General features: G+C 44.1%; 19 protein-coding genes and 1 pseudogene. 6 read left to right on the plus strand and 14 right to left on the minus strand.

Annotated features, from left to right (window positions below):
* The first annotated feature begins 23 nt into the window (after nt 1-23).
* Nucleotides 24-773 carry a DUF4184 family protein gene (locus AHMF7616_RS12970; RefSeq protein ID WP_115373273.1) on the plus strand — a complete coding sequence of 250 codons (750 nt, stop codon included), beginning with the start codon at nt 24-26 and terminating at the stop codon, nt 771-773.
* A gap of 27 nt (nt 774-800) precedes the next feature.
* On the opposite strand, the gene AHMF7616_RS12975 is transcribed toward AHMF7616_RS12970, so the two are convergent.
* The 4 genes and pseudogenes from AHMF7616_RS12975 to cmk form a co-directional block, all read right to left on the minus strand.
* Nucleotides 801-1604 carry an alpha/beta fold hydrolase gene (locus AHMF7616_RS12975; RefSeq protein WP_233507523.1) on the minus strand — a complete coding sequence of 268 codons (804 nt, stop codon included), beginning with the start codon at nt 1602-1604 and terminating at the stop codon, nt 801-803.
* 89 nt (nt 1605-1693) lie between these two features.
* Entirely contained in the window at nt 1694-2236 is a 543-nt protein-coding gene (locus AHMF7616_RS12980) for a DUF502 domain-containing protein (RefSeq protein WP_115375599.1), read from the minus strand.
* Between the two features lie 84 nt (nt 2237-2320).
* Nucleotides 2321-3192: pseudogene (locus AHMF7616_RS12985) on the minus strand (4-hydroxy-3-methylbut-2-enyl diphosphate reductase).
* 205 nt (nt 3193-3397) lie between these two features.
* Nucleotides 3398-4102 (minus strand): (d)CMP kinase, encoded by a 705-nt coding sequence (gene cmk / locus AHMF7616_RS12990; RefSeq protein ID WP_115373275.1) that lies wholly within the window; start codon nt 4100-4102, stop codon nt 3398-3400.
* A gap of 260 nt (nt 4103-4362) precedes the next feature.
* Here cmk and ade point away from each other — a divergent pair, with 260 nt between their 5' ends.
* Nucleotides 4363-6012 (plus strand): adenine deaminase, encoded by a 1650-nt coding sequence (gene ade / locus AHMF7616_RS12995; protein WP_115373276.1) that lies wholly within the window; start codon nt 4363-4365, stop codon nt 6010-6012.
* Between the two features lie 180 nt (nt 6013-6192).
* Nucleotides 6193-7059, plus strand: coding sequence for a sulfite exporter TauE/SafE family protein (locus AHMF7616_RS13000; protein WP_115373277.1), 867 nt, complete (start codon nt 6193-6195; stop codon nt 7057-7059).
* Nucleotides 7060-7069: 10 nt separating this feature from the next.
* On the opposite strand, the gene AHMF7616_RS13005 is transcribed toward AHMF7616_RS13000, so the two are convergent.
* The 8 genes from AHMF7616_RS13005 to cysQ all read right to left on the minus strand — a co-directional run bounded on the left by AHMF7616_RS13005 (nt 7070) and on the right by cysQ (nt 14318).
* Complete coding sequence (locus AHMF7616_RS13005; RefSeq protein ID WP_115373278.1) at nt 7070-8002, minus strand: EamA family transporter; 933 nt, start codon at nt 8000-8002, stop codon at nt 7070-7072.
* A gap of 353 nt (nt 8003-8355) precedes the next feature.
* Nucleotides 8356-9294, minus strand: a complete 939-nt coding sequence (locus tag AHMF7616_RS13010; protein WP_115373279.1) for an NAD-dependent epimerase/dehydratase family protein — start codon at nt 9292-9294, stop codon at nt 8356-8358.
* Nucleotides 9295-9297: 3 nt separating this feature from the next.
* Nucleotides 9298-9975 (minus strand): phosphoadenylyl-sulfate reductase, encoded by a 678-nt coding sequence (locus AHMF7616_RS13015; RefSeq protein ID WP_115373280.1) that lies wholly within the window; start codon nt 9973-9975, stop codon nt 9298-9300.
* Nucleotides 9976-10141: 166 nt separating this feature from the next.
* Nucleotides 10142-11284, minus strand: a complete 1143-nt coding sequence (gene moeB / locus AHMF7616_RS13020; protein WP_115373281.1) for a molybdopterin-synthase adenylyltransferase MoeB — start codon at nt 11282-11284, stop codon at nt 10142-10144.
* Between the two features lie 95 nt (nt 11285-11379).
* The gene (locus AHMF7616_RS13025) at nt 11380-11658 is read right to left on the minus strand and encodes a MoaD/ThiS family protein (RefSeq protein WP_115373282.1); all 279 of its coding nucleotides are present in this window, start codon (nt 11656-11658) and stop codon (nt 11380-11382) included.
* 1 nt (nt 11659) lies between these two features.
* Nucleotides 11660-12097 (minus strand): M67 family metallopeptidase, encoded by a 438-nt coding sequence (locus AHMF7616_RS13030; protein WP_115373283.1) that lies wholly within the window; start codon nt 12095-12097, stop codon nt 11660-11662.
* Nucleotides 12098-12155: 58 nt separating this feature from the next.
* Nucleotides 12156-13088, minus strand: a complete 933-nt coding sequence (locus AHMF7616_RS13035) for a PLP-dependent cysteine synthase family protein (RefSeq protein WP_115373284.1) — start codon at nt 13086-13088, stop codon at nt 12156-12158.
* Between the two features lie 450 nt (nt 13089-13538).
* Nucleotides 13539-14318: a 3'(2'),5'-bisphosphate nucleotidase CysQ gene (cysQ, locus tag AHMF7616_RS13040; protein WP_115373285.1), complete on the minus strand. Its 780-nt coding sequence runs from the start codon at nt 14316-14318 to the stop codon at nt 13539-13541.
* 239 nt (nt 14319-14557) lie between these two features.
* On the opposite strand from cysQ, the gene cysC reads away from it, so the two are divergent.
* From cysC to cysN, 3 genes are all read left to right on the plus strand, one after another.
* Nucleotides 14558-15166: an adenylyl-sulfate kinase gene (gene cysC, locus AHMF7616_RS13045; protein ID WP_115373286.1), complete on the plus strand. Its 609-nt coding sequence runs from the start codon at nt 14558-14560 to the stop codon at nt 15164-15166.
* A 201-nt stretch (nt 15167-15367) separates the two neighbouring features.
* Nucleotides 15368-16273: a sulfate adenylyltransferase subunit CysD gene (cysD, locus tag AHMF7616_RS13050; protein ID WP_115373287.1), complete on the plus strand. Its 906-nt coding sequence runs from the start codon at nt 15368-15370 to the stop codon at nt 16271-16273.
* A gap of 197 nt (nt 16274-16470) precedes the next feature.
* A complete protein-coding gene (cysN, locus tag AHMF7616_RS13055) occupies nt 16471-17739 on the plus strand; it encodes a sulfate adenylyltransferase subunit CysN (protein WP_199474210.1) in 1269 nt (422 codons plus the stop codon).
* A gap of 75 nt (nt 17740-17814) precedes the next feature.
* Here cysN and AHMF7616_RS13060 read toward each other — a convergent pair whose 3' ends face one another.
* Nucleotides 17815-18717, minus strand: a complete 903-nt coding sequence (locus tag AHMF7616_RS13060) for a rhomboid family intramembrane serine protease (RefSeq protein ID WP_115373288.1) — start codon at nt 18715-18717, stop codon at nt 17815-17817.
* A gap of 9 nt (nt 18718-18726) precedes the next feature.
* Nucleotides 18727-19503 (minus strand): rhomboid family intramembrane serine protease, encoded by a 777-nt coding sequence (locus AHMF7616_RS13065; protein ID WP_115373289.1) that lies wholly within the window; start codon nt 19501-19503, stop codon nt 18727-18729.
* Nucleotides 19504-19511 lie beyond the last annotated feature (8 nt).

Here is a 19511-nt window from a genome sequence, read left to right on the forward strand (position 1 = left end):
TAGGCCACCGATATTTCTTGTAAATGCCATTTACTTTCGCACACCCCGCTATTGTGTTGCCGGGTGTTTATTTACCCCCACAATGGGTATCATTAACCGGATTAGTTGCCGGGAGCCTGGCTCCGGATTTCGAGTATTTTCTGCGATGGCAGGTTTTAAGCCAATACAGCCATACTCTTCCGGGAATTTTCTGGTTAGATTTACCCCTTGCTTTAGGTATAGCAATGGTTTATCATTTGTTAATAAAAAAGACTTTGCTCGAGAATTTACCTTTGTATTTAAAGGGCAAGTTATTCAAATTTAAAAATTTCAACTGGGTTACTTATTTTCAAGAACATTTCCTGGTGGTACTGCTATCAAGTTTAGCAGGAATATTATCGCATATCGGGTGGGATAGCTTTACTCACCCGCATGGTTTTATGGTAAAGCAAATTACCTTTTTATCTAACCCAATTACGGTAAATCAAATCAGCATTCCGGTATATAAGTTATTACAACACGGCAGTTCCCTGCTTGGTCTCCTGCTAATCGGATTAACTATCAACAAACTTCCGGTTCATAAAACTTTAAAAAACCCGCATCAGGTAAGCTATTGGCTAACAGTAACTTTTTTCATTTGCCTGTTTATCGGCATGCGGTTTTTATTTGGCCTGGAGTTTAAGCAGTACGGGAACGTAGTGGTCACGGTAATTTCGGCGGGGTTGCTGAGTTTGAGTATTACCCCGTTTTTTTTAAATCAAGTTCTACCGAAAAACATTCCTGATAACTATTAACCAAATTCAGCACAAAGCCGTGATTTTTTACGAAAACATACCCGGATGGCGGCGTAAATAGGTTGCTACTTCGTGCAGCAGAAAGGTATGGCCGGTTTTTAAAATAATAAGCTCGCTGTTGGTAATAGAACGGGCAAAAACCTGCAACCGCTGGCCCGAAATTACCTGATCGTACTCGCCTAAAAACAAGGTAAACTTTATATTTTGGCTATTCAGGAGTTTTACAATTTTCCGGATGTCAAAAGTAAGCGCCCGGAAACCAACCCAGCTTTTGTAAACCCGCAGGCGCTTTTGGGTACTATTCATTTGCCAGGCGGCAAACTTAATTAGGCCCGGATCTACGAGCCTTTTATTATCCAGCCAATTAATAAATTTAAAAAAACGGGCGGGCCGCACCACCGTGCGTTTAAACAAACCCTGCAACCAGCCCGGATAAGTGGCCACACTGTACCAAAAACTCGTACTAATGCCATCCGGAGCCACTAACAAAACCTGGTTTATTTTTTCCGGAAAAGCTTCCAGCAGGGTAAGCGCAAATTTGCCGCCCATGCTAAAGGCCATTAAGGAAAAACGGCTGATTTGTTGTTCATCTAATAATTTTTGAATGAGCTTAGCCAAAAACTCTTTTTGCAAAGGCGTGTCTTTTTTGTGCAGCACACTTTGCCCGTGAAAAAATAAATCGAAAGCCACTATTTTAACGTGCGGTAAAACGCCGGCAATGTTGTAAAAATGCGTATGATCTTGCCCATACCCATGAAAAGCCAGCACTACTTGCTCGCCGCTACCATAAACCTTATAATGCAAACGCGACCGACCTTCCTGAACAAACACGGGATATGAGTTATGAGTTATGAATTTTGAGTTTTGTATTTTACCATTACTCGGATCCGTGGTCTGTGGACCATCGACCATGGACTACTTCACAGTTTGGCTACCCCACCGGAAACAATAAACTTCATCACCTCGGAGCTGGGAAGTTCTAAATACGTTAGATTATCGCGGTGCACAAACCATAATTCGCCCGAAAAATTATACGAATCCGGAAAGTAAACCGCTACTTTATCTTCTTGATTTATGCTGGTCAGGTTATCGTGGGTTACAAAGCCCATCCGGAACGTTTCGGGCAGGCTGTTCATCTTTACCAGCACCGGCTTGTTAAACTTTTGGTTATCGCCCACAAAGGCATTAAATAAATCTTTAATGGAAGAATAGATAATACTCACGAGAGGTACGCGGGTAAGTAAGCGCTCGGAGATAACCAGAAAAGGCCGTACTAAGAAAGAAGAGCTGATAAAACCTACCAGCGTAACCAGCACCAGCATTACCGCAATCCCTAAACCCGGAATTCCCAGGTCAAAGAAATGATCCAGCCAGGTAACAAAAGCCAGAATAATATAAATAGTAATGCTAATGGGCGCCAGAATGAGAAACCCATTGAGGAAGTAACGAAGTAAGCGTTTCATCGAATTAGCGGTTCGGGAAGGTAAAGCAAAAGGTTTTACCAATAAACGTACCAGCCAGGAAACTATCTCAAAACGCGGTTCGGTTTACCTTAGATTTTTAATTTTTTCGGCTACCTGCTGCATGAGCCACATAGGAGTGGAAGTAGCCCCGCAAATACCCACCGAGTTTACGCCTTCAAACCAACTTATGTTTAGTTCATCGGCATTTTCCACGAAATAGCTTCGGGCATTATTCGCCTGGCACACCGCGTAAAGAGCCTTGCCGTTGGAGCTTTTTTACCACTCACGAAAATAATAACGTCGTGCTCGGCGGCAAATTTAGTTAACTGCGGTTCGCGGTTTGATACTTGCCGGCAAATGCTATCGTTGGCGTCGAAGTTTTCGAGGCTGCCCCCGGCTTGCGCAATTTGCTGTTCAATACTGGCTTTAATGTGGTAAAATCCTTTGGTGCTTTTGGTAGTCTGGCTAAACAAAGTTACCGGGCGGGTAAAATCAATCTTGTTTAAATCAGCCTCGGAGGTTACTACAATGGCTTCGTTTTGCGTTTGCCCGGCAATACCAATTACCTCCGCGTGGCCGTGCTGGCCGTAGATTACAATTTGGCCGTTGTAACTTTTAGTACTATCAAAAGCGTGTTTTACCCGGTTTTGCAATTTTAAAACTACCGGGCAAGAAGCATCAATTAATTCCAGGTTGTTTTCTAAAGCAATTTTGTAGGTTTCGGGCGGCTCGCCGTGGGCCCGGATTAAAACTTTGCTATCCTGCAATTCTTTTAACTGTTCCCGATCAATAATGCGCAAACCTTTGGCGTAAAGCCGCTGCACTTCCATGCTGTTATGCACGATATCGCCCAAACAATACAATTCAGCTGATTCTTCCATTTCGTCCTCGGCCATTTGTATGGCGAATTCTACTCCAAAGCAATATCCTGAATTTTTATCGATGGCTATAGTCATTGTGCTTGTGTTAAATAGTTGTTCTGCCAAAATTGCGGGTATTTTGTTACATTCCTCAGCATACAACAATTAATCCATATTAATTCCAATAAGTATTGGTGCGGTATGGTTAAATTACTTGTAAATCTACCGAAATTTTAAAAAATTTTGCTTTTTAGAAGACTTCTTTACAAAAATTTAAAAATTGCTTATTTAATCAAGGGGTTTACTCTTTTGGCACCGAAAACTCCTGGCTGCATAATCTTTCGGCTACTTTGCGCAATACAAAATCTACCTGTTCGTCGATGGTGATGTACGAGGTGTCGAGCAAAGCTGCGTCTGGTGCCTGGATTAAAGGGCTTTCCTTGCGGGTAGAATCAATCAGGTCGCGTTTTTTTAAATTTTCCACGATTGTATTTAAAGGTACCAATTCGTTTTTTTCGAGTAGTTCCTGTTGGCGGCGTTTGGCCCGGGTTTCTACGTCGGCCGTCATAAAAATTTTTACTTCGGCATCCGGAAATACGGCCGTACCAATGTCGCGGCCATCCATTACTACGCCCCGGCGCTTGCCCATTTTTTGCTGTTGGTGCACCAGAGCATGGCGTACCTCCGGAATAACACTCACCTCACTTACCTTATCCGAGATGTACATTTTCCGGATTTCGTCTTCTACGTTTAAACCATTTAAAAAAACTTCGTTGCGCTGGGTTTTGGGGTTGCGTTCAAACGTAATGTGAATGTGATCAAGGGCTTGTTGAATTTTTTTGGGATTTGTAAAATCAACGTAGTTCTGCAGAAAATACAAAGTTACGGCCCGGTACATGGCCCCCGTATCAATGTAGGCGTATCCCATTTCTTTGGCTACTAACTTGGCCGTGGTACTTTTTCCGCAGGAAGAATGCCCGTCGATGGCAATAACAATTTTTTTCATAAGAACCTGGTTGCGTGCCTAACAATCTTTCTTCGGACAAGGAAGCGATTTACCAGGCTTATGACTGCGTTTAAAGGCTTTGGTTTTTTTCTGTTGAGGCGTTTGGCGCGTACAAGCCGTTTGGGTACCGGCCAGCAAACATCCCAGAATCGCGAAACTTAAAATTATCTTTCTCAAAGCTGCAAAAATTTCGTGCAAATATAACGTTAATTGTACTTACGATTCGTAGTATACGTAAATTAATCGGAACCAGCTTAACTATGTCATACCGGGAGTTTAAAGTCAGCGGCCAAATTGTAGACGTCATTCATAAACAGATTTTCAGCGGCACTATTGTGGTAATTAACGGCAAAATCGCCCACGTTACCCCGGAACCCGTCGCAAGTCAGCAGTACATTTTACCCGGTTTTATTGATGCGCACGTGCACATCGAAAGCTCCATGCTGGTACCCAGCGAGTTTGCCCGCCTGGCGGTGCCGCACGGTACGGTAGCTACGGTGTCAGACCCGCACGAAATTGCGAATGTACTGGGCCTAGCCGGGGTGGAATACATGATTGAAAACGGGCAGAAGGTACCGTTTAAATTTTACTTTGGCGCTCCCTCCTGCGTACCCGCCACTATCTTTGAAACGGCAGGAGCCGAAGTTACCCCCGAAGATATTGAAGATTTATTTCAGCGCCCGGAAGTTAAATACCTGGCCGAAATGATGAACTGGCCCGGCGTGTTAAACCAGGACCCGCTGGTAATGCAAAAAATTACCCTGGCTCAAAAATTTGGTCGACCAATTGACGGACACGCGCCCGGGCTGCGGGCCGAACAAGCCCGACAATATGCGGCTGCCGGCATCAGCACCGACCACGAATGTTTTACCGCCGAAGAAGCCCGCGATAAACTAGCTGCCGGCATGAAAATTTTGATCCGGGAAGGCAGCGCCGCCAAAAACTTTGAAGCCTTGATAGACTTATTGCCCGAGTTCCCCGGCGAGATCATGTTCTGCTCCGACGACAAACACCCGAATGATTTGGTTGAAGGACATATTAACCAGTTAGTAAAAAGAGCTTTAACCCGCGGTATCGATGTATTTGATGTACTACAGGCGGCTTGCGTGAACCCGGTTCGCCACTATGGTCTGGAAGTAGGCTTACTGCGCGAAAATGATCCGGCCGATTTCATTATTCTGGATACGCTTGCCCCGGATTTTAAAGTTCTGGAAACGTTTATAGCGGGCCAACAAGTAGCCGAACGTGGCGTTACCTTACTGGAGTACCGCGCCAGCGTCTCCCCCAACAATTTTAATACGCACGCAAAATCGCCCACCGATTTTCATTTTACCATGCCTGGTCCGGGTTTGCTAAACGTAATAGAAGCCCACGATGGACAGTTAATAACCAAACGCATTACGGCTCCGGCTTTGCTGACCCAAGAGAACAATGCCATTGCCGACGTAGCCAACGATATTTTAAAAATTGCGGTGGTAAACCGCTACCACAACGAGCCACCCGCCATTGGTTTTATTAAAAATTTTAATTTAAAAAGCGGCGCTATTGCTTCTTCGGTGGCGCACGACTCGCATAATATTATAGTAGTGGGTACCGACGACGTAAGTATTTGCAAAGCCGTAAACTTATTAATTGAGGTGCAAGGCGGTATTGTGGCGGTAAACGGCGGTGATATAAAATTACTTCCGTTGCCGGTAGCCGGTATTATGTCCGCGGATAACGGGTACGAAGTGGCGCTGGCTTACTCTGATCTGGATGCCATGAGCAAAGCCATGGGCAGTACCTTGAAGTCGCCATTTATGACTTTATCGTTTATGGCCCTATTGGTTATTCCGGAACTAAAATTAAGCGATCAAGGCTTGTTCGACGGCAATAATTTTACATTTACCCCGGTGGTGATCCCACAGTAAGCACCCGGACCTTACAGCTAATTACTTTTTAATCTCTCAGCAAATTCAAGTTTAGGGTTATTGGCAATAATTTTGTAAATTCTGAATCTAACAAGGATATATAAAATTTTACCTTTTCATTTTTCACCGGTCTAGCGTGCGTTCAACGTAGCTGATCAACCCCGGTAAATAGTTGCGCCAATGGATTTTCTAATTACACCGTTGCTCTTGGTTTTCGCAGGTTTATTGGTAAGTGCTTTTGGTACGCTGGTTGGCTTTGGCGGCGGGGTGTTTATGGTTCCGCTTTTAATTATTTTTTTTGGATACCCGATTGAGCAAGCCATTGGTAGCTCCATGTCGGCGATGGTACCGGCGGCTTTAATTGCGTCTTTTTTTAACTACCGCGAAAAAAATATTGATTACCTGGTAGCTTCGCTTATTCAGTTTCCGGCCATGGGCGGTACGGTGCTGGGGGCATTTCTGGTTACTTTTCTGCCGGTTTTAGAATTGCAGTTTACCTTTGCCTTTTTTGTAATTGTAGTGGGATTTTATTTACTAGGCACTCCTCAAAATCCGCCTAAATCATTACGCCATACCGGCATGATGTACCAATTAAGCCACTTGCCTACTTCTTTTATCCGGAAAAATCACCAGAAGCATTTGGCTTATCGCTTAAACGGCAGTTTAGTGGTATTTTTTGGCTTTTTAACCGGCACCATTGCGGGCTTGTTTGGCATTGGGGGCGGATTTCTGCAAACACCTGCCATGATCAAAATCTTCCGGATGCCGGTTAAAATTGCGACTTCTACCTCGTTGTTTATTTTACTGATTACCAGCATTACCGGGTTTACCACGCATTACTGGTTAGGGCACGTTATCTGGGATAAAAGCTTACCGCTCATGCTGGGTTTTGCATTGGGTGCCACGCTCGGCCAATCTTCAAAAAAAATGGAATCCCGTTTACCCCGCATGGATTATCTAATCGGGATGGGTTTATTTCTGGCCGGCATGACTTTGATTATCAATATCATTATGAAAGCCGGGGTACTTTTTAAAATTTCGTTCTGAGTTTTTAAATCTACTTTTTTTGCAGAGCCGGAGTTGGTATTACCGAACCAGAAGTAACTCGCTCCTTTTTAGCGTTAGCCTGAAGAATTAAAATAACCGCTGGTAAAATAAGCAAACCAGCAAATAACATTTGCATGGTTACCGGTTCGTTCGCAAAAAACCAACCCAGCAATACGGCTACTAACGGGTTTACAAAAGCATAAGTAGCCACGCGGCTCGGTGGGGCTACCCGAATAAGCCAGCTGTATGACGAAAAACCGATTAACGAACCAAACACCACCAGGTAGCAAAACGCCAGAATGGATTTCGTGGAAAAAGCCGCAAAGTTTAAATCGGTGTACTCGCCTATTAAAAAACCAACGATTACCTGCAATACGCCCCCCGTAAGCATTTGCACTGCCGAAGACATAATAGGAGCTGCCACGTTTTTACCCCGGGCCGCGTACAATGAACCAAAAGCCCAGGATACGGTACCCACCACAATGATCAACATACTTAATACATCCATGTTGCCCTGCCCTAATAAGTTATCGGGCCCGATTAACACCAGAACACCCGCTAAACCTAAAATTAAGCCCAAAACAGTTCTAATATCCGGTTTGGGTTTCCCGAAAAATAAATACCCTAGCAAAGTAATCCATAAGGGCACCGTAGCAATTAACAAAGCCGCCATACTCGAGGGCACCGCTTGTTCGGCCCAGGCTACTCCCCCATTACCAATTAATACCAGCAAAACCCCGATAATTGCGCTGCTTTTAAATTGCCGGGCAGTGGGCCGAGCGACACCTTGGAGGCGGGCATACAAAAATAAAATTAAACCCGCCAGTAAAAACCGGAATCCCGACATAAACAAAGGCGGCATGGTTTCAATGGTAAACCGGATGCCGAGGAAGGTAGATCCCCAGATAAGGTAAATAGCCGCAAAAGCCAGGTAAATTTTCAAACGCGAGGGGGTACAGGAGAACTCATAACAAGAAAGAATTATTAGATTGACTAGAACATATGTTTACTAACAGAAGCAGCTCTGGGAATTAAAGAAATTGCGTTGCAAACCGGGAGCAAAGGGCACCAAATAAAATTAAAACTACAATCCCCGAATGTAGGGATTTTCTTCAGGAAGAAGGAAGCCGGAGAATAAAGTCTGAAAATTTAGAAAAATGACAATTTGCCCTGCTGAAAAATTAGTAATAGTGAGATTTATCCATTAAAAGCCATTTTCTATGAATAATGGATAGCTTTTAAACTAAAAATGCTGCCCGGAAAAGGCAGCATTTTAAATACTTACTTTTCTTTATTTTATTTATAAAAACCGCTGGGCACGAATGCAAAATGGTGGCTAAACGCAATTAACTCTTCCGCAATGGTTTTGGGCCGGTACGTGGAAATCGCTTCCAGGCGGCTATCCGGATTTAAAAATAAGGTTCGCGATTTCCGGTCCTGTAAGATAAACAGCATCTCCAGGTCCGGGTAAATTTCCTTCATGGTATCGGCCAGTTCATTCACGCTCAAGTTTTTATCTACCAGGTTATAAGTACCCGATGCTAATTCATGGGTAAGTATGTTGGCTAAATCCTGACTTACTTTTTGAATATGCACGAAGGCCCGTTGTTGTTTGCCACTCCCTTGCACCGTAATGCGGTTGGTATAATGCGCATCAAACATAAACTTATTAATCACCGAATCGAAGCGCAGACTACGGCTGTAACCATACACGTTACCGCACCGGATAATGTAGGTTTGCAAGCGGTCCGATAAACGAGCTATCATTTTTTCGCCGTTGTGTTTCGATAAACCATAATACGTACGCGGTTGCGGCTCGGTATTTTCGTCCATGGGCACACTCGCATCGCCGTACACCGAGGCCGAGCTCAAGTAAATCACTTTTTTTACTGGGCTTTGCTCTAAAGCATAACTTAATTCGGCGGTGCCCCAATGGTTTACCTGTTCAAACAAATGCGGGTCGTCGTTCGAGAAGGTAGTCAGTACTTTGGCCGCTAAATGGTAAACTACATCTACCTCGTTAATGACCTTGCGCAGTTTGTACGAATCCAGAATATCGCCCATGATAAACCGCACCCGGTGGTCGGGCAAATGGTTGCGACCGATAAATAAATTAAAATTTTTGCGGCTTAAGTTATCGTAGATAATTACTTCTTGTACTTCCGGGTTTTTTAAAAGTTCGTGCGTTAATTCGGTGCCGATGTAGCCGGCACCGCCAGTAAGGAGTATTTTCATGTTTTATTTGGCGATTAATTGCGTGTGTAAACCGCATTCGGTTTTGTTCATACCAAACCAGCGGCCGTTGCGGTCGTCGAGTAAAGCATCAACGTCTATTTTGCGGGTGCAAGGCTCGCAACCAATGCTCACGTATCCTTCGCCTTCGAGCGGATGCTTAGGTAATTTATGTAACCGGATGTAGTCGTATACCATTTTGCTGGTCCAGCCCAGCATCGGGTGGTAGCGCAACACACCGTTAGGCGCTTTTTCTTCGCGCTTCATTTGCGCCCGTACTTTGCTCTGGTCGCCGCGTACCCCACTGATCCATACATCGTTGCTGGCCAGAATTGGTTCTAAAGGCTGAATTTTGTTTAAATAGCAGCAATAATCCGGGTCGGAGGTAAAGAGCAAACGGCCGTTAGCATCACGTTGCTGGTATTTTGGCACCGCCGAAAACAAATCGGTAATGTTTAAGCCCAGCAAATCTTTTACCTGTTGCCGGAACTCCAGGGTTTCCGGAAAATGGTAACCCGTATTTAAAAAATAAATAGGAATTTCGGACGCCACCTGGCTGATAATGTGCAATAAAGGCATGCTGTTCGTCTGTAACGACGAAGAAGCAAATATCTTTAAACCGCGTGCTTTATAAGCATCTAAATCCTGACGGATATCTTCGGTTAATTGTTCAAACTCGGTCATTTTTTAAAAATAATGGATTGTTGGATTGTTAAATGGTTAGAAGGTTGAAAAGTTGGAAGGTTGAAATGCTGAATTGTTAATAGGTATACATGTTTCAATCAATTAAAACTTTCCAACCTTTTAACCTTGCAACTTTCTAACCATTATTTAACCTGTAACCTGTAACTTAGTATTTAGCCATAGTGGGATCAATTTCGTTGGCCCAGGCCAGAATGCCACCTTTTAGGTTATACAGATTTTTAAAACCGTATTTCTTCTCTAGAGCTGCAATTGCTTTCGCGCTCCGAACCCCGGAACGGCAATGCAAAACTACGTTTTTATCGGAAGCAATTTTATCAATAGCAGTTTCTACTTCAGCCAGCGGTATTAATTCGCCGTGTAAGTTCGCAATTTCGTATTCGTAAGGCTCGCGCACGTCAATCAACTGGAAATCGGTGTGGTTTTCCTGCCATTCGTGCAAATCACTTACCGAAATTTCTTTTACTTTTTCCTTTTCGTCTTCGTCATCGGCACCAATACCGCAGAAGAATTCGTAGTCAATCAGTTCAGTTATGGGTTTGTTGTCCGGATCTTTGTGCACTTTTAATACCCGGGTTTCGAATACGGCGGCATCAAATAAGAATAACCTGCCGGATAATGGCTCACCTACGCCGGTTAAAACTTTAATAACTTCGTTGGCTTGCAAAGAACCAATTATACCGGGCAACACGCCCAATACGCCTCCTTCGGCGCAACTCGGCACTAAGCCGGGCGGCGGTGGAGTCGGGAATAAATCGCGGTAATTAGGCCCGGTTTTACCTTCGGCATCGGTGTAGTTAAATACCGAAACTTGCCCTTCGAAGCGGAAAATAGAACCGTACACGTTGGGTTTGTTTAAAATAACGCAGGCATCGTTTACCAAATAGCGGGTCGGAAAATTATCGGTACCGTCGGCTACTAAATCATAGTCCCGGATAATATCCAGCGCATTTTCGGAAGTTAACCGTTCGTTGTGCACGATAAAGTTTACGTGCGGGTTTAAAGCCGCCAAACGATCTTTCGCCGCTTCTACTTTCGGGCGGCCCACATCGGCTACACTAAATAAAACCTGGCGCTGCAAGTTGCTATCGTCTACCACGTCGAAGTCCAGGATACCAATAGTACCCACGCCGGCCGCGGTTAAATACAACAACAAAGGGCTGCCTAAACCCCCGGTGCCCACTACCAAAACTTTGGCAGCTTTTAAACGGCGCTGACCTTCAATATTAAATTCCGGTATTATCAAATGGCGGCTGTACCGCTCTAATTCTTGTTTATTAAAAGTTACCATTTTAGTAGGTATTAACTTTTTAAGTATAATTAACCAGATTACTCTGGCATTTTTTAAATTTTAATCTTGAGGGGATGCTTGTAAATCAGCAAAATTTACTTGCTACCACCGGCAATGGCCGGGATAATACTGATCACGGAGTTTTCCTGCACAGCGGTTTGCTCGTTTTGTAAGGCCTTAATGTCCTCGTCGCCGAGGTATAAGCGCACAAACTTACGCACCTGCCCCGCATCGTCGAAAATATGTTTTTTTATTTCCGGGTGCGTCTCTGCTAAACTTTGCAGACTTTCCAACACGTTAGAGCCGTTGGTTTCAATGGTGGCCTGGTTGCCGGTAAACTTCCGGAGGGGCGTAGGAATGATAATTTTTGCCATTTTAGTTATGGTGAATAAAATTTTGGTTTTGTAAAATAGATTCTTCTTCGAACTGATTCGCCTCGTTTAACTGCCACGAAGTTAAGTCAGCTACTTTGCCCTCTCTAACTGACACAATAATGTAAGAGAAATACGGCACGGCCTGGTTTAAATCGTGCTCCGATGGCCGGGCTGGATGATCGGGATGAGAGTGATACACTCCTAATAAACTAGTGTTGTTCTCCAGCGCATATTTTTCGGCTCGCATGTAATCAACCGGAGAAATCTCGAAACGGCGGCGTTTATCGCCATTTTTGCTGTTAATTACCGGCACGGTTTCCTGCACCAATCGTACCTCGGTTTCGTGGCCGTACAAAAAACCGCAGCATTCATCCGGATAAATCTCGGTGGCGTGTTCCTGAATCAGGCGCTGGGCGGTTTCGGTGAGTTGTAATTTCATTTATGTAAAAACTGTGTTTTTTTAAATTTTTAACCAGAGCGTAATCAAAGTCTAAAGTCTAAAACAGCGACTTTAATACTTCGGCGTATTTTTCGGCATTGTCCGGGAAAACCGTTACGATTACTCCTTCTTCGATGCTATCGGCCACTTTAATGGCACCCGCTAAATTAGCGGCGGCCGAAGGACTAATTAACAATCCTTCTTTTTGCGCAACTTTCTGAATTAAGTCGAAAGCCTCGTAGGTATCAATCGCCAGATTTTGATTAGCAATAGTAGCATCGTAAATCTTCGGAACCCGCGCGGTTTCCAGGTGCTTCCACCCTTCCAGACCGTGCATGGCGGCATCGGGTTGCAACGATATTAATTCGATTTCTGGATTTAACTCTTTCAGCTTGCGGCTAGTGCCGGTAAACGTACCCGTAGTGCCTAAACCGGCCACAAAGTGGGTAATCTCCCCTTTGGTTTGCCGGAAAATTTCGTTAGCCGTGGTATGGTAATGGGCTTGCCAGTTACTTTGGTTACCGTATTGATCGGCGTAGAAATACCGGTCCGGGTAATCAGAATATAACTGTTTGGCAATTTCCTGCGCTTCGTCTGTGGAGCCGAAACGGGAAGTATACACGATGTTAGCGCCGAAAGCTTTTAGTAAGGTTTTCCGTTCTTCGGAAGCATTTTCGGGTAAGCAAATAGTAACCGGAATTTGTATGGCAGCGCCAATAGCGGCGTAGGCAATGGCCGTATTACCGCTCGAAGCATCCAGTAAAGATTGACCGGGTTGTAATTGGCCGCTTTTCACCGCATCCTGAATAATCCGGAAAGCTGGCCGGGCTTTCACGCTGCCGCCTAGTTGTTGCCACTCTAGTTTCGCGTAAATTTTAACGCCCGGTTTGCTGTAAGCCCGGGTAATCGGGAACAAAGGCGTATTGCCTATAAAAGAACTTAAAGTACTTAGTTGCTCTTGTAAATCTTGCGTTTCGGCGGTGAGTAACATATTTTAAAAATTTAAGTCAGAAGAATTATTTAAAAAAAGAAATAAAAAAAGCCTTTCCGGGAGTCCAAGAAAGGCTTGATGATAGACGTATGTACAAATTAACACGCAGCCGCATCAAGGCTTCCCCGGGGGCAAGCACAGCAACAGCAACACGCCGCATAGTTAATTATAAATTGTCCGTTCATTTTAATTTCTTTTAGTACATAAACAAAAAAAGCCTTCCCAAGTTTCGGAAAGGCTTTTATATTCTTGCTTTTTTTAATTTTTATAAAACAGCAAACCTTTCCGAGAGTGTAAACGCCGCGCAACAGCAACCTGCCAGCGCATTGTTAACAACCGAAAAAGTATTATTTGCTTTCATCATTTATTTTAATTGCGGCAAAGGTAAAAAACAAAACCAAAGCACCAAATTATTTACACAAAATTAATGCCGTAACTATACGGCTATTTTTACTGCCAAGCGGTGCATAAAAAGCTGCCATTCAGCAAAGAAGGTTTATTGTACGTAAACGGCTCGCCATCTGGTCCGGTTACTTTGCCACCCGCTTGCGCCAAAATGGCGTGTCCGGCCGCCGTATCCCATTCCATGGTAGGTCCATGCCGGAAATACAGTTGCGCCTTCCCTTCCGCGATTAAACAAAACTTTAAAGAAGATCCAACACGAATTTCATCAGCAACTGAAAACTGGTTTAAAAAGGCTATTTCTTCAGGAGCACCATGCGAACGGCTTTTTACCGCTATTAATGTATCCGTTTTTCCAATTACTGCCAGCTTTACCGATTCCTGATTACCTTTTACTTTATAAGCTCCGTTCTGCCCATCGGTAAAGTAAAGCTCGTCGGTAACGGGGGCATAAATAACTCCGGCTACCGGAGTAGTTCCTACTATCAAAGCAATATTTACCGTGAATTCGCCATTGCGGCTGATGAACTCTTTGGTACCATCCAGGGGGTCTACGCACCAATACAAAGGCCAGGCTTGCCGCTCTTCGTAGGGCACCATTTTTCCTTCTTCAGATAAAACAGGCACATTGGGGGTCAAAACTGCCAATCTGACCGAAATTAAATCATTCGCGGCTTGGTCGGCCTGCGTGAGTGGTGATTGATCGCTTTTTAAAGTTATCAGGGTAAAACTAGCGGGCTGATTATAAATTTGCATGATAGCCTCACCGGCCTTTTTAGCTATTAGTAACAATTCGGGCATTAAAGCAGAAACATCAATGGCAGCCATAAATCTGATTTTTAAAAATTTAGGCAAAAGTAAACGGATTTAAGCGGCAGCCAAGCTTCGTTAATTTAAAATTAAGCCCAGGAGTGTTTCATCGGATTTACAGAATGTAAATTTTTAAAAACCGGATATTTACCCCTCGCCTATTAATCCTGCAAACAGCTAAATTTTCAAGTTCTTAATTATTTTAAACATGTTACCGAAATACCGCTTAATTTAGCCGCGAATTTTTCAGGAAATATATGGCAGAAAATATTCACCCGATTTTTGACTCAACGCTCACCCGGGCCAGCAAAGAAGAACTGCTGCGCCAACGGGCTATAGTTGTTTGGATGGTGGGCTTGTCCGGTTCGGGTAAAAGTACTTTGGCGAAAGGGTTGGAACTTGCCCTGCACCAGCGCGGGCACCTCACCCAACTACTCGACGGCGATAATTTGCGCAGCGGCATTAATAATAATTTAGGTTTTAGCGATGCCGACCGTTTAGAAAATATTCGCCGGTCCGCCGAAACAGCCAAGTTGTTTTTAAATGCCGGTTTAGTAACCATTTGTTCACTTATCAGCCCCACCGCCGAAATCCGGAATATGGCAAAAAACATTATCGGCGAAGCTGACTTTTACGAAGTGTACATCAACGCGCCTTTTGAAGTTTGCGCGCAACGCGATGTAAAAGGTTTGTACAAAAAAGCGCTGAATGGCGAGATCAAGAATTTTACTGGCCTGGATGCACCCTTTGAAGAACCCCAAAACCCTGACCTGGAGATTCGTACCGACCAGGAAGACTACGCGGTTAGCTTGCAAAAGCTTTTGGATGCTATTGTACCCCGCATTACCTTTGCCGCTTTAGGTTAAGTTTTAAGGTTAGAAAGTTGAAAGGTTATAATGTTAGAAGGTTTTAAGGTTGGGAAATTAAAAATTTAAAAAATCAGCTAAGATTATGCTTTCAACCATTATTGCAATCAACAGTTCAACTCTTAAGCAATTCAGCACTTAAACAATTCAACAATAAAATAAAACTATGGTCCGTCGACCATGGACTATGGACTAAATTACATGTATTCCTATAAACTTAGTTATCTAAAGCAACTCGAAGCCGAATCTATATTTTTGATTCGGGAAGCCGTGGCGCAATTTGAAAATCCGGTATTGCTGTTCTCCGGTGGCAAAGACTCTATTGTAATGGCGCATTTGGCCCGCAAAGCTTTCTGGCCCAGTAAGTTGCCCTTCCCGATGTTGCACGTGGATACCGGCCACAACTTTCCCGAAACGATTGAATTCCGGGATTACCTGGTAAATAAAATTGGGGCCCGCCTGATTGTGCGTACCGTGCAGGAATCCATTGATAATGGTTTGGCCCAGGAAGAAAAAGGCCCGAACCCCAGCCGCAACGGTTTGCAAACCATAACGCTGCTCAGCGCCATCGAAGAATTTAAGTTTGATGCTGCTTTTGGGGGTGCCCGCCGCGACGAAGAAAAAGCCCGTGCCAAAGAACGGTTCTTTTCGCACCGCGACGAATTTGGTCAGTGGGACCCCAAAAATCAACGCCCCGAGTTGTGGCATTTATACAACGGCCGTAAAAACGTGGGCGAACATTTCCGGGTGTTCCCGCTCAGTAACTGGACCGAACTGGATATCTGGCAGTACATTGCTTCCGAAAATTTAGAAATTCCGAGCATCTACTTCTCGCACCAGCGCGAAATTGTAAACCGCCAGGGCGTTTTATTGGCTAAATCGGAATATATTTCTTTGTTAAAGAATGAACAGTACGAAGAACAAACCGTTCGTTTCCGGACCGTCGGCGACATGACATGTACGGGAGCGGTTTTTTCGCCGGCCAATACCATTGAAGACATTATTGCCGAAGTAGCCGCCGCCCGGGTTACCGAACGCGCCGCTCGCGCCGACGACCAGCGTTCGGAAGCGGCCATGGAAGACCGCAAAAAACAAGGCTATTTTTAATAGTAGTCCAGGGTCAATAGACTATAGTTTAGATTTTTTAAATTTAAAAAAGTTTAACGGTAATTGCTGAATAGTTAATTGGTTAGCTTAGTAAATTCTTTTTAACCTTCCAACTTTTAACCTTTCAACTTTCCAACCTTTAAACTTTCTAACCCTTAAACTTGCAACTTGTAACCTGCAACTTGCAACCCATTAAAATGGAAATAAAAGAACAAAAACGCGAAGCTGATTTGCTGCGCTTTATAACCTGCGGCAGCGTAGATGATGGCAAAAGTACCCTCATCGGCCGTTTGCTGTACGATACCAAAACCATTTTTGAAGACCAGCTTCAAAACATTGAGCGCACCAGCCAGATGCGCGGCGAAGAGTACGTAAACCTGGCGCTGCTCACCGACGGCCTGCGCGCCGAACGGGAACAAGGCATTACCATTGATGTGGCCTACCGGTACTTCGCGACGCCCAGACGCAAATTTATCATGGCCGATACGCCGGGCCACATCCAATATACTCGTAACATGGTTACCGGCGCTTCCACAGCTAACTTAGCCGTAGTTCTGGTAGATGCCCGCAAAGGCGTTATCGAGCAAACCTGCCGCCATACGTTTATTACTTCGCTTTTAAAAATCGATCATATCATTTTGTGCGTAAACAAAATGGATTTGGTGGATTACAGCCAGGAAGTTTACGAAAAAATTAAAATTGATTTTCAGAATTTTATTTCCCGCTTAGATATTGCCGATGTGCGCTACGTGCCGGTAAGCGCTTTGCAGGGCGATAATATTGTGAATAAATCCACGAAAATGCCGTGGTACGAAGGCTCTACTTTGCTGTACATGCTCGAAAATGTGCACCTTGGCAGCGACCTGAACCACGTAGATGCCCGCTTCCCGGTGCAATACGTGTTGCGCCCGCAAAGTAACGAGTACCACGATTTCCGGGGTTACGCCGGCCGCGTAGAAGGGGGCGTGTTTAAGCCCGGCGACGAAGTGCTGGTGTTACCATCGGGTTTTACCAGTACGGTTAAAGCCATCGAAACCTTCGACGGCCCGGTGGCCGAAGCTTTTGCCCCGATGTCGGTGGTAATTACTTTAAACGACGAGATTGATATTAGCCGCGGCGACATGCTGGTAAAACCTAACAACCAGCCCGAGATTAGTCAGGATTTAGAAGTAATGGTTTGCTGGATGAGCGAGAAGCCCTTGGTAAAAGGCAAAAAATACATTATCCGTCACACCACCAAAGAAGCTAAATGCCTGGTAAAAGATATTCGTTACAAAATGAATATTAATACCCTACACAAAATTGAAGACGACCTGAATATTGGCTTAAACGACATTGGCCGCATTACCCTGCGTACCACCCTGCCCTTATTTTACGACGATTACCGCAAGAATTCCGGTACGGGTAGTTTAATTTTGGTAGATGAGTTTACCAACGAAACCGTAGCGGCCGCCATTATATTATAAATTTAAAAAAACCTATAAAACTATAAAGGCCTGCTTTTTACAAGCGGGCCTTTCTGTTTTCTAAAAAATAAAAAATTAATCTTTTTTCTGGCTGGCCCGGAAAAGCTTTTGCTTTTCGTCTTTCGATAAACTCTCGTAACCAGAGCGCGAAATTTTATCCAGGATAATATCAATTTCGGTTTGGGAAGGTTCGCCGCCAGGAGAGGAACTAAATACCGAAGTGGTACGGCTTTGATTTTTATAGGTAACTTTCATTGGAACGCGGGGTTTAAACAAATTTTGAAAAAAATCACCTACTGCGTGAATAGGCCGGCCTAAATCTTTACCCCGCTGCAATTGCTTAATAAAAATAAAACCGATTAAGGCGCCACCTAAGTGCGCTAAATTGCCACCGGCATTATCCCCAATGGCCCCCGAGATAGATAATAAAACAAAAAAGGCCGCGATAAATTTAATTTTCACCGGCCCAATAAACAACAGATTAAAGGTATAATTAGGCAATAAAGTAGCCGCCGCTACCGTAACCGCTAAAACACTCGCCGAGGCCCCGATCATAGTGGCAAATATAGCCCGGGTTTGATAATAAGGAATCAAGTTATAAAACAGCACGAAGAAAATGCCACCGGCTAAACCACCCAGTAAATATAAACTCACCAGCTTTTTATCGCCCAGGTACTCCCGGATAATCATCCCGAACCAATACAGGTTCAACATGTTAAAAATAATGTGAAAAAACTCGCGGTGCGTAAAAAAGTAAGTAAAAATGGTCCAAGGCCGGGTGAGCAATACGCTTGGGTTGGCGGGCATAGCAATATAATCCAGGATGGTTTCAAACACATCATCGGAATGGGTAGATATGCGCAGAATAACCCGCAATAAGAGCAATACCACAAACACAATCACATTAATAAGTATTAATTGATTGAGGGCATTGCGCAGCCGGAATGCGTTCCGGATATCGTCAAAAATACTCGTCATAAAGGTTGGTTAATAAAAATCAGTTCGGTTTCGTTCCCAAACTTTAATCAAGATAAACGCAAAAAGCATACCGCCCAAATGGGCGTAATGCGCTACGTTATCGCCGGGCATTCGTTTTACCCCGGCATATAATTCATAAGCGCCGTAGAACAACACAAAATACTTGGCTTTAATCGGAAAAGGAAAAAACAACAGGAATAATTCCGTATTCGGAAATAACATGCCAAAGGCCAGTAAAAGCCCGAACACCGCTCCGGATGCACCCACCATGGGGGTATTAATAATACTTTCGTAAATATTTTTAATCGCCTTTTTTGAAGCAGCAATGATGGTGGGGTCATCGGCGTTGCGCTTATATTCCACAATGGCTTGCTTGTTGTAGCTGCCTTCCAGATGATCTTCCAGGAAAGCATTTAAACCTTCCGGCGACGGATTCACCAAAAACGATTCCATTTGCTGCTGCATATTGCCAAACTCGTACGTACGAACCCCGGTGTATAATATTCCGGCACCGATGCCGCAAACCAGGTAAAAAATTAAAAAACGCTGCGCTCCCCAGCGGTATTCCAGCATGGGACCAAAAATAAACAAGCTGAGCATGTTACTAAATAAATGCCCAAAGTTGCCATGCATAAACATGTAGGTAAAAAATTGGTACGGCCGGAAGTACTGCGACCGGAAATCGTACAGCGCAAAAGGCGCCGAACTACCGAAATAGCTGAAAGCTAAAAAGGCCACTACGTTTATAATCAAAAGATTACGAACTGTAGGAGTTATATTCATCATAGTAAAAG

Source organism: Adhaeribacter pallidiroseus (assembly GCF_003340495.1).
Taxonomy (GTDB): domain Bacteria; phylum Bacteroidota; class Bacteroidia; order Cytophagales; family Hymenobacteraceae; genus Adhaeribacter; species Adhaeribacter pallidiroseus.